The organism is Polaribacter sp. SA4-10 (genome assembly GCF_002163835.1).
Lineage (GTDB): Bacteria > Bacteroidota > Bacteroidia > Flavobacteriales > Flavobacteriaceae > Polaribacter.
Genome location: NZ_CP019331.1, coordinates 1,231,995 through 1,245,862, shown reverse-complemented (window position 1 = coordinate 1,245,862; position 13,868 = coordinate 1,231,995). Strand labels below are relative to the sequence as shown.

The 13,868-nt window shown below is 28.9% G+C and carries 12 protein-coding genes; all 12 read left to right on the top strand.

Translation table 11 applies throughout. The annotated features are described in order from the left end of the window. Nucleotides 1–83 precede the first annotated feature (83 nt). The 12 genes from BTO04_RS05490 to BTO04_RS05435 all read left to right on the top strand — a co-directional run bounded on the left by BTO04_RS05490 (nt 84) and on the right by BTO04_RS05435 (nt 13,713). Nucleotides 84–3,734: a M1 family aminopeptidase gene (locus BTO04_RS05490; RefSeq protein WP_087563543.1), complete on the top strand. Its 3,651-nt coding sequence runs from the start codon at nt 84–86 to the stop codon at nt 3,732–3,734. Nucleotides 3,735–3,736: 2 nt separating this feature from the next. Further along, nucleotides 3,737–4,396, top strand: coding sequence for a lysoplasmalogenase (locus BTO04_RS05485; RefSeq protein WP_087563542.1), 660 nt, complete (start codon nt 3,737–3,739; stop codon nt 4,394–4,396). Nucleotides 4,397–4,516: 120 nt separating this feature from the next. Next, nucleotides 4,517–5,605 carry an esterase-like activity of phytase family protein gene (locus tag BTO04_RS05480; protein WP_087563541.1) on the top strand — a complete coding sequence of 363 codons (1,089 nt, stop codon included), beginning with the start codon at nt 4,517–4,519 and terminating at the stop codon, nt 5,603–5,605. Between the two features lie 36 nt (nt 5,606–5,641). Further along, nucleotides 5,642–6,163 (top strand): hypothetical protein, encoded by a 522-nt coding sequence (locus tag BTO04_RS05475; protein WP_087563540.1) that lies wholly within the window; start codon nt 5,642–5,644, stop codon nt 6,161–6,163. Nucleotides 6,164–6,263: 100 nt separating this feature from the next. Further along, nucleotides 6,264–7,139: a 4-hydroxy-tetrahydrodipicolinate synthase gene (gene dapA / locus BTO04_RS05470; RefSeq protein WP_087563539.1), complete on the top strand. Its 876-nt coding sequence runs from the start codon at nt 6,264–6,266 to the stop codon at nt 7,137–7,139. Between the two features lie 11 nt (nt 7,140–7,150). Next, complete coding sequence (locus BTO04_RS05465) at nt 7,151–7,654, top strand: ferritin (protein ID WP_087563538.1); 504 nt, start codon at nt 7,151–7,153, stop codon at nt 7,652–7,654. 130 nt (nt 7,655–7,784) lie between these two features. Next, nucleotides 7,785–8,645: an outer membrane protein assembly factor BamD gene (locus tag BTO04_RS05460; RefSeq protein WP_087563537.1), complete on the top strand. Its 861-nt coding sequence runs from the start codon at nt 7,785–7,787 to the stop codon at nt 8,643–8,645. A 9-nt stretch (nt 8,646–8,654) separates the two neighbouring features. Next, a complete protein-coding gene (locus BTO04_RS05455; RefSeq protein WP_087563536.1) occupies nt 8,655–8,975 on the top strand; it encodes a DNA-directed RNA polymerase subunit omega in 321 nt (106 codons plus the stop codon). 1 nt (nt 8,976) lies between these two features. Then, nucleotides 8,977–10,188, top strand: coding sequence for a bifunctional phosphopantothenoylcysteine decarboxylase/phosphopantothenate--cysteine ligase CoaBC (gene coaBC / locus BTO04_RS05450; protein ID WP_087563535.1), 1,212 nt, complete (start codon nt 8,977–8,979; stop codon nt 10,186–10,188). Further along, on the top strand, nt 10,181–11,071 hold the full coding sequence (locus BTO04_RS05445; protein WP_087563534.1) for a DUF4835 family protein: 891 nt from the start codon (nt 10,181–10,183) through the stop codon (nt 11,069–11,071). Before coaBC ends, BTO04_RS05445 begins: the two co-directional genes overlap by 8 nt. A 78-nt stretch (nt 11,072–11,149) precedes the next feature. Continuing rightward, nucleotides 11,150–12,802: a DNA repair protein RecN gene (gene recN, locus BTO04_RS05440; RefSeq protein ID WP_087563533.1), complete on the top strand. Its 1,653-nt coding sequence runs from the start codon at nt 11,150–11,152 to the stop codon at nt 12,800–12,802. A gap of 104 nt (nt 12,803–12,906) precedes the next feature. Further along, complete coding sequence (locus tag BTO04_RS05435; protein WP_087563532.1) at nt 12,907–13,713, top strand: enoyl-ACP reductase; 807 nt, start codon at nt 12,907–12,909, stop codon at nt 13,711–13,713. Nucleotides 13,714–13,868 lie beyond the last annotated feature (155 nt).

The following is a 13,868-nucleotide window of genomic DNA, read 5'->3' as shown; positions in this document are numbered from 1 at the left end:
AGTTAAAATTAGAAATAAATTTTAATGTAGCACTTTAAAAAAAACTCATCACTCAAAACTCATCACTCAAAACTTATTATTTTATGTTTTTAACAATATTCAAACAAGAATTAAAATATTGGTTTAATAAACCAGCATTTTATATTTACCTATCCATTTTTTTACTGTTATCGCTTTTTTTAGCAGCAACTTCTGCAGGAATTTTTGATAGCTTAACAGCAACAACAGGTTCATCAAACATCGTTAATTCACCAATTGGAATTAGTGGATTATTTAACGGGTTAACCACTTTTATTTTCTTCCTTTTTCCTTCTATTATTGGCGTTTCAGTTTATAGAGATTATCAAAGTGAAATGCATACTATTTTGTATTCCTACCCTTTTACAAAAGCAAATTATCTGTTTGCTAAATTTTTAAGTTCAATTTTAGTTGTTGTAATTATTGCAACCGTTATTGGGTTGGGAATGTTTATTGGTTTTAGATTACCAGGAACCAATGCAGAAATTGTAGGAAACTTTAATGGATTGGCATATTTACAATCGTATTTGGTTTATATAATTCCTAATATTTTATTATTTGGAGCCATTGTTTTTGGTGTAGTTACTTTTACAAGAAATATTGCAGCTGGTTTTATTACGGTTGTTTTATTAATGTTGATTCAAGGAATTATGGGTAATTTAATGGCAGACACAGACAATAGATTTATTTCTGCATTAATTGATCCTTTTGGAGCGGAAGCTGCAAATTATTACACACGTTATTGGACTGTTTCTGAACAAAACGAACAAATGTTACCTATTAAAGGAGTCATTATTTATAACAGATTATTGTGGTTAGGTATTGCAGGTTTAGTTTTTGGCTTGGTGTTTAAATTTTTTACTTTCAGCCAAAATGCAGTTACTTTTTCTTTTAGAAAGCAAAAACCGGAACGTACAACTAAATCTAATTTTGGAGGAATTACAAGAATTAACTTGCCTAAAGTAAATTATGATTTCTCTTTTATTCAGAATTTAAAAACGACGTGGAAGTTATCTAATATCGATTTTAAATATATTTTTAAAAGTTGGCCTTTTATCAGTATTGTTTTAGTTGGGTTAATTTTTATCTTGATTTCAGCAACTGCTTTGGGTGAAGTTTTTGGTACAAAAACATATCCAATGACTTGGCAAATGTTGTTAATTCCAGGAAATTTCTTTTCGCTTTTTATTAATATTTGTACTTTTTTATATGCAGGAATGTTGGTGCATAGAGCAAAAATTGCAAGAATTAATCATTTGGTAGATGCAACTCCACTTCCTAATTGGACGTTATTACTTTCAAAATTTATTGCTTTACTTAAAATGCAAGTGGTTTTATTATTTGTGATATTGGTTGGAGGAATGTTAATTCAGATTTACAACGGATATTATAATTTTGAAATTGGTCATTATTTATATGAATTATATGTTTTAAATTTTATTCATTTTGTTATTTGGGCTTTGTTGGCGTTGTTTATACAAACATTAATTGGAAATCCATATTTAGGTTTATTTGTCTTGTTGGTAATTGCAATAGGAATTCCATTTTTATCTTTTTTAGGAATAGAGCAATCAATTTTTAAATACAATCAAGGACCAAGATTTAGTTATAATGACATGAATGGTTACGGTTCTTCTGTTTCTGGATATCTTATTTATAAACTTTACTGGCTTTTAGGAGGATTGGTTTTGTTAGTTACTGCAGGCTTATTTTGGGTTCGTGGAATTCCGAATTCATTTAAAGAGCGTATGTCTATAGCTAGTGGTAGATTTAAAGGATATACAACGATAGGTTTTACTGTTTTATTGGTTTCTTTTTTAGGTTTAGGATTTTCAATTTACAAAGAAAATAATATTGATAATAATAGTATATCAGTAAAAGAAGGAGAGAAACTAAGAGTTAAGTGGGAGAAAGCGTATAAAAAATATGAAGCGTATGCACAACCAAGAATTGTATCTGTAAAAACAGCCGTAAATATTTTTCCAAAAGAACTAAATTTTGATGCTTCAGGAACCTATGTTATGGTAAATAAAACAAAAGAAGCTATAGATAGTTTGTTTTTAAACCATAATAGCTATCCAAGTACATTTGTGTTTAATAAAGAGGCTACTTTAGTTTTAGAAGATTCTATTCAGAATTTTGATATTTATCACTTAAAAGAAGCTTTAAAACCTGGCGATAGTTTAACGTTAAACTTTACTGTAAACAACAAATCTAAAACTTGGTTGCGTAAAAATTCTCCGGTAATAGAAAACGGAACATTCTTAAATAATTTTCAGTTATTTCCCTCTTTAGGATATTCAACACAAGGAGAATTAAGTGATGATAAAACGAGAAAAAAATACGATTTACCAAAAAATGATTTACGTCCTCATCCTTCAGATTCTTCGGCTTTAAATAATACCTATATTTCTAAAGATTCAGATTGGATCAATTTTGAAGCAACCGTTTCTACGTCAGAAGATCAAATTGCAATTGCTCCGGGATATTTACAAAAAGAATGGGTAAAAGACGGAAGAAAGTATTTTCATTATAAAATGGATAGTAAAATTTTAAATTTCTATGCGTTTAATTCAGCCAAATATGAAGTAAAAAAAGACAAGTGGAATGATGTGAATCTAGAAATCTATTATCATAAAGGACACGAATTTAATTTAGATAGAATGATGAAAGGGATGAAAGCGTCTTTAGATTACAATTCTAAAAACTTTAGTCCTTATCAACATAAACAATTAAGAATTGTTGAGTTTACTGGTGGCGGTTTTGCACAATCATTTCCAAATACAATTCCTTTTGCAGGAGATGCAGGTTTTATTGCAGATGTAGATGATACAGATGAAGGAGGCGTAGATTATCCTTTTGCAATTACGGTACATGAAGTTGCGCATCAATGGTGGGCGCATCAAGTAATTGGTGCAGATGTTTTAGGAGCAACAATGTTGTCTGAAAGTGTCTCTGAATATGTTGCTTTAAAGGTGTTAGAGCATCAACATGGAAAAGCTAAAATGCGTAAGTTCTTAAAAAAATCGTTAGATGGTTATTTATCACAAAGAACTATGGAGAGAAAAAGAGAAAATAGTTTAATGCTTAATGATGGTCAAGGGTACATTCACTATCAAAAAGGATCATTAGTTTTTTATGCTTTAAGCGATTATATTGGTGAAGAAAACTTAAATAATGCACTTAAAAAGTATGTAGAGAAAGTGAAGTTTCAAGAAGCACCTTATACGACATCAATAGAAATGGTAGACTTTATTAAGGCAGCAACTCCAGATTCTTTACAATATGTTATAAAGGATATGTTTGAAACAATTACTTTATATAAAAATAGCATTGTTAATGTAGCATCTACCCAATTAGAAAATGGAAAATATCAAGTAGATATAGAGTTTGAAGTTTCTAAATACAGAAATGATGAAAAAGGGAAGAAGTATTATGGAGAAAAAGTAGGAGACACTTTGTCTTATAAAACAGTTGAAATGAAAAAACCTCTTTTGTCTGTTTCTTTAGCAGATTATATAGATATTGGTATTTTTACTGAAGAAGAAATCGATGGAAAAAAGAAAGAAGTAGAAATCTATTTGAAGAAACATAAAATCACTAAAATCAATAATAAAATTACGATTATTGTAGATAAGAAACCTGTTGAAGTTGGTGTAGATCCTTATAATAAATTGATTGACACAAAATCTGACGACAATAGAAGAAAACTATAATTATGAACAAACAAAACAAAATAATAAGTGCTTCACTCGTATTTTTAGTAATTGTTATTTTACATATTTCAGGTATTTTATTTAATGAAACAATTGCGTTTTTTACAAAACCATTCTTAATGGTTTCGTTAGTAATTGTTTATTTAGTTTCATCTAAAAAATCTAGTTTTTGGGTTGTTTCTGCATTATTTTTTTCTTTTTGGGGTGATGTTTTTTTACTTTTTAAAGAAGAATTTTTCATCTACGGATTAGCTTCCTTTTTAATTGCACATATTTTATATATTAAAATAACAGCAGGCTTTTTAAAGAAAATTAGTTTTCAGAAAATAGTATTTTCTTCTATTCCTTTTGTAATGATTTTAGTGGGTTTACTCTTTTTAATAAAAGATAATTTAAGAGAAATGTTACTTCCTGTAATTGTATACGGAATTACAATTTGCACATTTGGTGCAGTTGCTTTACTAAACTATATGCAAGAAAGAACTTCAGAAAATTTGTGGTTGTTTTTAGGAGCAATAATTTTTATAATTTCAGATAGTTTAATTGCAATAAATCGATTTTATGAACCTAAAGAAATGTATGCTATTAGTATTATGATAACTTATATTGTTGCACAATATTTAATTTGTAAGGCAATGGTTGTTAAAAATGCGCATCAATAATTTTTTAGTTTTACTCTTTTTAGCGTTTTTTTTTGCAGATTATACAATTTTAATGAATACAAATACGTTTTAGCAAGTATTGATTCATAAAATTAATAATTTAGCAAAAAACAGTTATTAATGAAAAACCTTTTTTTTTACTTCTTTTTTGTTAGTGTTTTATTTTCTTGTAAAAAAAATACTCAAACTAATTTATCTTTTTTAGATGAGTATGTTTTAGCAGATTCAATCTCGTTTAAAAATACAATTATAGGAGGACTTTCTGGTGTAGATTATTCAAACGGATTTTATTATTTTGTAGTTGATGACGATAGAGTACCAAGGTTTATTAAAGCAAAAATAGATATTCAACAAAATAAAATTAAATCTGTAGATTTTAAGAATGTTGTTTTTTTAAACGATACTACAACCGCTTTTTATAATCAAAATGCTTTGGATTTAGAGTCAATTTTTATTGATAGAGAAACTCAAGAGGTTAATTTTGTTAGTGAAGGCTCTATAAATAATGGTAAAAGTCCATCCGTTTTTACAACAGATTCATTGGGTAATTTTGTTCGTAAATATACAATTCCAGATAAATTTATTCCAAATACAGTAGCAAAATTAAAGCATAATGGTGTTTTTGAAGGATCGTCTAGAAGTACAGATAATAAAGGTTTTTGGGTTGCAATGGAGTCTCCTTTAATTATTGATGGGGTAGAACCAACGTTTGAAAAAACATCGTCTCCAGTTAGAATTACGTATTTTGATAACAAAAGTAAAAAAGCCACGAAACAATTTGCATATCAATTAGAAAATATTACAAGACCAGCAAAAGGTAAGATTAACATAAACGGTCTTACAGCTATTTTAGAGTACAAGGAAAATCATTTTTTTATTATTGAAAGAGCATATCAAAGTAATTATGGTGTTCATGGTAATATTGTTAGAATATTTGATGCTTTTATAGATGCTAAAACAACGAATGTTTTAGAAGTAGCATCATTAAAAGAAACAGCGTTTATTCCGTTAAAAAAGCGTTTACTATTTAGTTTTGAAAATGTAAAAGAGCAATTAACAGAAGGAATTGTAGATAATATTGAAGGAATTACTTTTGGTCCAAAATTAGCAAATGGCAATCAATCATTAGTTTTAGTTTCCGATGATAATTTTCAGAGATTTGGTAAACAATTAAATCAATTTATTTTGTTAGAAATATCAAGTAAATAATTGCTATTTTTACACAATTAGAAGATACAATAGTTCATGAAGGTTAGTAAGTTTAAACAATATATACTTAAAAGAAAGTTTGATAAATCACTATCAAAACTAACAGAAAATACCGTTATTTCTGAAAAAAAAATACATACTATTGGTATTTTAACAACAGAAGATATCACTTCTAAAATAGATGTTCAAAGCGAAGTTGAAAAAATATTCAACATAAAAAATTCTAAAATTTATAGTTACAGGGCTTATAACAAATTAGATGAGCTTTCCTATATGCATTTTTCGGAAAATAATATAAACTGGAAAGGAGAATTTACAGATGTTAGCTTTTTAAGTTTTTTAGAGCAACCTGTTGATTTGTTAATAGGCTATTTCAATACAAATAATTTATATTTAGAAACTGCAGTATTGCAATCTAAAGCTTCCTTTAAAGTTGGTTTTTCTAGTGTGAACTCACATTTGTATCAAATTGAAATTGCAGAAAAAATTACTAATATTAAACAATATACTTTAGAACTTAAGAAGTATTTACAAATCTTAAAAAAGATAAAAAATTAAACTTTATGAATGAAGTTGTTTATTCTTTCTAAGAATTAGGTTTTTCAATTAGAAATCAATCTTTATATTGTAATTTTGTTCTTCTAAAATAGAACAAATAATGCAAAAATTTATTGGAACAGGAGTTGCGTTGATTACACCATTTAAAGAAGATTTAAATGTAGATTTTGATGCGCTTGTTAAATTAGTGAATTTTAATATTGAAAACGGAACTAATTATTTGGTAATAAATGGTACAACAGCAGAAAGTGCTACTATTACTAAAGAAGAAAAACAAGAACTTATTGACGTTATTGTTAAAACAAATAATGGAAGATTGCCTTTAGTTTTAGGAATTGGAGGAAACAATACATTAGAAGTTGTTAAGGAGTTTAAAACAAGAGATTTATCTAAGATTGATGGAATTCTATCTGTTGTACCCTATTATAGTAAGCCAACACAAGAAGGCTTTTATCAGCACTTTAAAGCCTTAGCAGAAGCAACTAAAAAACCAATTATTTTATATAATGTTCCTGGAAGAACTGCTAAAAACATGGAGCCAGCAACAACGTTACGTTTAGCAAATGATTTTAGTAACATCGTAGCAATAAAAGAAGCAGGGAATAATATTCAACAATATTTTGAGTTATTAAAGAACAAGCCAGCAGACTTTTTAATTATTTCTGGCGATGATGACTTAGCTTTACCAATTGCATTAGCAGGAGGTTCTGGAGTGATTTCTGTAATAGGACAAGCATTTCCTAAAGAATTTTCTACAATGATTCAATTAGGATTAGAAGGGAGAAACAAGGAAGCATATGATATTCACTATAAAATGATGGATGTTATAGATTATATCTTTGAAGAAAATAATCCAGCAGGAATAAAAACGGTTTTAAAAGAACTAACAATTTGTTCAAATGAAGTTCGTTTACCTTTAGTGAAAGCAAGTGCAGAACTTCAGTTAAAAATCGCTAATTTTGTAGCCAATTTTTAATCTAATAAATTATGTTATCAGCAGTAATACAAGATGCATTAAATAATCAAGTAACTATAGAAGCGCAATCTTCACAAGTATATTTATCGATGGCTTCTTGGGCAGAAACTCAAGGTTTTGAAGGTGTTTCACAATTTATGTACGCACAATCAGATGAAGAAAGAATGCACATGTTAAAGCTGGTGAAATTTATAAATGAAAGAGGCGGACATGCAAAAGTTTCTTCTTTAAAAGCTCCACCATTAGAATTTGGGTCTTTCAAAGAAATGTTTCAAGAATTATTTAATCATGAAGTGGCAGTATCTGGATATATAAATGATTTAGTTGATATTTCTTTAAAAGAAAAAGATTATGCAACGCACAATTTTCTACAATGGTATGTTTCGGAACAAATTGAAGAAGAAGCACAAGCAAGAAATATTTTAGATAAGATTAACTTAATTGGAGATGATAAAAGTGGTTTTTATTTGTTTGATAACGATATAAAACAACTAATTGGAGCAGATTCTAAATAATAATAATATTAACAAACTTTTAGTATCAAAAAAGCCTTATTTTTGCTCTTTTTTGTTGATAATTGCACTGCACAATTAACTGTGTAAAAAATCGTTTTAATATTCCATAATTTATAACTAATTTTGCCCGATGCAAAAAATTAAAAATTTAGCGTATTTATTGATGTTTAGTCTACTGTTGTTTTCATGTGGCGAGTATCAAAAAGTATTAAATAAAGGTACTGCCGAAGAGCAGTATAAAATGGCAGTAAAACTATACGAAAGTAAAGATTTTAGCAAAGCAATGCGTTTATTTGAGAAGATAACACCAACCTACAGGGGTAAACCACAAATGGAGCGTATTCAGTTTATGGTTGCTCAGTCTAATTTTAATGAAAAAAATTACACTACCGCTGGTTATTATTTTGATCGTTTTGCAAAAAATTATCCAAAGAGTTCTAAAAAAGAAGAAGCAGCATTTTTATCTGCATACGGATATAAGTTAGCTTCACCAGTTTTTAGTAAAGATCCAACAGATACAAATAAAGCATTAGCATCTTTTCAAAGTTTTATAAACACGTATCCAGATTCAGAAAAAATACCTGAAGCAAATAAGCATTACAAGGAGTTACGTTATAAATTGCAAAAGAAATCTTTTGAAATAGCGAAGACATATTATAGAACAGCAGATTACGATTTAAGAAATTATAAAGCAGCAATACAAGCTTTTGATAACTTATTGTCAGATTATTTAGGGTCTGAGTTTAAAGAGGAAGCTTTATATTACAGATTAAAAGCAGCTCATGATTTTGTTTTAAAAAGTACAGATAGGAGAAGGCAAGAAAGAATTAAAGATGCTATAGAAGCATATGAAAAGCTAGAAAGAAATTTTCCTGAATCTCAATTTATGGAAGATTCAAATATAATGTTAGCCACATTACAAGCAGAAGATAAAAGAGTTGAAGAATTAATAGCGAAACAAAAGAAAACAGTTAGTTTACAAAAGAAATAATAATAAATTATGGATTATAAAGATACAAAGGCACCATTAAGTACTATTACTTATAATAAAAATGAAATTGAAGCGGAGACTGGAAACATTTACGAAGCTATTTCTATCATTGCCAAAAGAGCAGTTCAAATAAATTCTGATTTAAAAAAGGAATTAGTAGATAAATTAGATGAATTTGCTACTTATAACGATAGTTTAGAAGAAGTTTTTGAAAACAAAGAACAAATTGAAGTTTCTAAATTTTATGAAAAATTACCAAAACCAACTGCAATGGCTGTTGAAGAATGGTTAGAAGGTAAAGTTTATCATAGAGGCCCAGAAACAGAATAATATGTCTGTTTTAAGCGGAAAAAAAATTCTTTTAGGTATTACTGCAGGAATTGCCGCTTATAAAACGGCTAGTTTAGTCCGTTTATTTATAAAATTAGGCGCAGAAGTCAAAGTTATTATGACTCCTGCGTCTAAAGATTTTATAACACCTCTTACACTTTCCACACTTTCTAAAAACCCTGTTCATTCTGCTTTTTACAATAAAGAAGATGAGAATGAGTTATGGAACAATCACGTAGATTTAGGTCTTTGGGCAGATTATATGTTAGTTGCACCTGCAACTGCAAATACAATGGCTAAAATGGCAAATGGAACATGTGATAATTTGTTGTTAGCAACCTATTTATCTGCAAAGTGTCCAGTTTATTTTGCTCCTGCAATGGATTTGGATATGTACATTCATCCATCTACAAAAGAAAGTTTAGACAAATTACAAAGTTTTGGCAATATTATTATTCCTGCAACTTCTGGCGAATTAGCTAGTGGTTTAGTTGGAGAAGGAAGAATGGCAGAACCACAAGATATTGTAACTTTTATAGAAAACGATCTCTTATCAAAATTACCTCTAAAAGGAAAAAAAGTTTTAATTACTGCTGGCCCAACTTATGAAGCTATAGATCCTGTGCGTTTTATTGGAAATCATTCTTCTGGTAAAATGGGGTTTGCTATTGCAAAAGCAGCGGCTAATTTAGGTGCTGAGGTTTATTTAATTTCAGGGCCAAGTCATCAAAAAATTCAACATTCATTTGTACAAAGAATTGATGTAGTTTCTGCGGATGAAATGTATAATGCTGCTCATACTTATTTTGAAAATGTAGATATTGCAATACTTTCAGCTGCAGTTGCAGATTATAAACCAAAAAAGAGTGCACATCAGAAAATAAAAAAGACGGATACAGCGTTACAAATAGAACTAGCACCTACAAAAGATATTTTAGCTTCTTTGGGAGCTATTAAAAAGAATCAATTTTTAGTAGGTTTTGCTTTGGAAACAAATAATGAGCTAGAAAATGCGAAAGGCAAACTAAAACATAAGAATTTAGATGCCATTGTATTAAACTCATTACAAGATAAAGGTGCAGGTTTTGCTACAGACACAAATAAAATTACTATTATTGATAAAGATTTAAATGAAAAATCATTTGAATTAAAGTCTAAAGTAGAAGTGGCTAAGGATATTATGAACGAAATAATCAATAAAATAAATGCGTAAACTTGTTTTTCTTTTTGCAGTATTATTTTCTATTTTTAACATAAATGCACAAGAGTTAAATTGTTTAATAACAGTTAATTCAGAGCAAATTTCTGGTTCTAATAAACAAGTTTTTACAACATTACAAAAGTCCTTAAATGAGTATATTAATCAGACAAAATGGACGAATCAAACAGTAAAAACAGAAGAAAGAATAGATTGTGCAATGACAATTATTATTACTTCTAGAGATGCAAATATGTTTAAAGCAACATTGCAGGTACAGTCTACAAGACCTGTTTTTGGTTCTACGTACGCATCACCAGTATTAAACCTTAAAGACAATGATTTTAGCTTTAAGTATAATGAGTTTGATCCTCTAATTTATAATAAAAACTCTTTTGATAGTAATTTAGTTTCTACCATTGTTTTTTATGTAAATGTAATTCTAGGAGCTGATGCAGATACCTTTAAAAAATACGGAGGAGAAGAATATCTAAAAGAAGCACAAAACGTAATGTTGCAAGCACAACAAAGTGGACAAGCTGCTTGGTCTAATCAAGTTGGTAAACAAAACCGTTATTTATTAATAGATAATTTAATGTCTCCTAAATTAAAGAGCTTTAGAGACGCTTTATACAACTACCATAGAAATGGTTTTGATAATTTTTCTTCAAATAAAAATAAGGCAAAACAAAATATTGAAGACGCTGCTTTATCTTTAGAAAGGATTTACAATAAAACGGTTGGTAATTACTTAATCAGATTATTTTTTGATGCCAAAGCAGATGAAATTGTTAATGTGTATTCTGATGGGCCAAATACAAGGAATACTTCAAAGTTGGTACAGACTTTAAGGAAAATTTCTCCAAACAATAATAATAAGTGGAAAGATATTGAATAGCAGTTTTAGTGTTCAACTTGCATTTTATTATTAATTCTAAATTAAAATAGTTACTTTTAAGCTCTAATTTTTAAAGATTTGCTAACACAACTATCCATAAATAATTACGCGTTAATCAATCAGTTATCTATTAATTTTTCTTCGGGATTATCAATAATAACAGGAGAAACAGGAGCAGGGAAGTCGATACTTTTAGGGGCTTTAGGTTTGGTTTTAGGAAATAGGGCAGATTTATCATCTTTAAAAGACACTTCTAGAAAATGTGTTGTAGAAGCAAGACTTGCTATTTTAAATTATAATTTAGAAGATTTTTTTAATCAAGTCGATTTAGACTTCGAAACGGAAACCATTATTAGAAGAGAGATTTTGCCATCAGGTAAATCAAGAGCCTTTGTAAATGATACGCCAGTTACGTTAGCTGTTTTAAATCAATTAAGATCTAAATTGATTGATGTACATTCACAACATCAAACAATGCAACTGTCTGATACTAGTTTTCAGTTTACAGTAATTGATGCATTAGCAAAAAATAAAGAACGAATTTCTTCTTATAAAAGAGGCTTTGTACAATTAAGTCAATTAAAAAAAGAATTGGTTGAATTAGAGAATATACAAAAAGAAGCAAATCAACAATACGATTATAATTTACACTTATTTAAAGAATTAGAAGAAGCTAAAGTTAAAGTTGATGAGCAAGCCGTTTTAGAAGAAAAGTTAGAGAAATTAAATAATATAGAAGCTATTAAAGACAATTTATCTGAAGCTTTAGAACTTACAGTTAATGAAGAAATCGGAATTCAGAATTTATTAAATACTTTAGAAAATAGACTGACTAAAATTTCATCGTTTTCTAAAGAATATCAAGAGATTTCAGCACGTGTTACTTCGGTAAAAATTGAGATTGATGATATTGTTGCTGAGTTAGAAAATGCAAATGAGAATATAGATTTTAATCCTAATGAAGCAGAAGAAATTAATGACAGACTGCAATTATTGTATAATTTACAGAAGAAACATGCAGTAAGTTCAAATAAAGAATTAGTAACTGTATTTGAAGATTTATCAGAAAAAGTAGGCGTTGTAGAATCGGCAGGTGAAGTTATCAATAAAAAGCAAAAGGAAATAGATTCAGTTTCAGAAAAGTTAGATAAAGTTGCAGGTTTAATTTCGAAAGCAAGAACTAATTCAACACCAAAGCTAACAAAAGAATTAGAAAAATTATTGGCAGATTTAGGGATGGAAAACGCCCGTTTTTCTATCAAAATAAAACCATCAAAAAACTATTTATCAAACGGAAAAGACGAATTAGAATTTTTATTTTCTGCAAATAAAGGAGGTAATTTTGGTGAGTTGAAGAAAGTAGCTTCAGGAGGAGAATTATCAAGAATAATGCTATCTGTAAAGAAAGTCTTATCAACAAATACACAATTACCAACTATTATTTTTGATGAAATTGATACCGGAGTTTCTGGTGAAGTTTCTAATAAAATTGCAGCTATAATGCAAGATATGAGTACTAATATGCAAGTAATTGCAATTACGCATTTACCTCAAATTGCAGCGAAAGGAAGCAATCACTACAAAGTTTATAAAGAAGAAATAAAAGGAATTACTACAACCAATTTAAAACAATTGTCTACCCAAGAAAGAATTGTTGAAATTGCAGAAATGTTAAGTGGAAAAGATATTTCCGATTCGGCACTTACGCACGCAAAAGAATTACTGAATTAGTTTTGATAAAACTAAAAATAAGTGAGCATGTCATTTCGAAATGAGTTTGAAAACGATTGAGAAATCTCATATAATATACAAACCAAACACGAATAATCAGCACAATGTACAACTTACTAAAAGGAAAAAAAGGAATCATTTTTGGTGCTTTAAATGAACATTCTATTGCTTGGAAAACGGCTGAAAGAGCAAAAGAAGAAGGAGCAGAATTTGTATTAACAAATGCACCAGCTTCTATTAGAATGGGGCAATTAGATGCTTTAGCAAAAAAAACAGGTGCTCAAATTATTCCAGCAGATGCAACTTCAATTGAAGATTTAGAAAACCTGGTAGAAAAATCTATGGAGATTTTGGGCGGTAAAATTGATTTTGTTTTACACTCAATTGGTATGTCTGTAAATGTTAGAAAAGGGAAATCATATACAGATCCAAATTACGATTTCACAACAAAAGGTTGGGATGTTTCTGCAGTTTCTTTTCATAAAACAATGAATGTTTTATACAACAAAAATGCCATGAAAGAATGGGGTAGTATTGTTGCATTAACTTATATGGCTGCACAAAGAGTTTTTCCAGATTATAATGATATGGCAGATAATAAAGCCTACTTAGAAAGCATTGCACGTAGTTTTGGGTACTTCTTTGGTCGTGATCATAAAGTGCGTGTAAACACCATTTCTCAGTCTCCAACACCAACTACAGCAGGAACCGGAGTAAAAGGTTTTGATGGTTTTATAGCGTATGCAGAAAAAATGAGTCCGTTAGGGAATGCAACCGCTTTAGAATGTGCAGACTATACCATTTCTCTGTTTTCAGATTTAACAAAAAAAGTTACTTTACAAAATTTATTTCATGATGGTGGCTTTTCTAATATGGGAGTTAGTGATGCCGTAATGGAAAAGTTTGAGTAATTTTTTTAGAAGCTATTTCCAGCTTTACGTTATATCTTTTTATTGCTGTCATTACGAAGTTTACTTTTTTATAAACTGTGGCAATCTCTTCACCTGAAAGAGATTACTTCGTTCCTCGTAATCACGCTTGTTAAAAAAAGAAATAAAAAGGATGC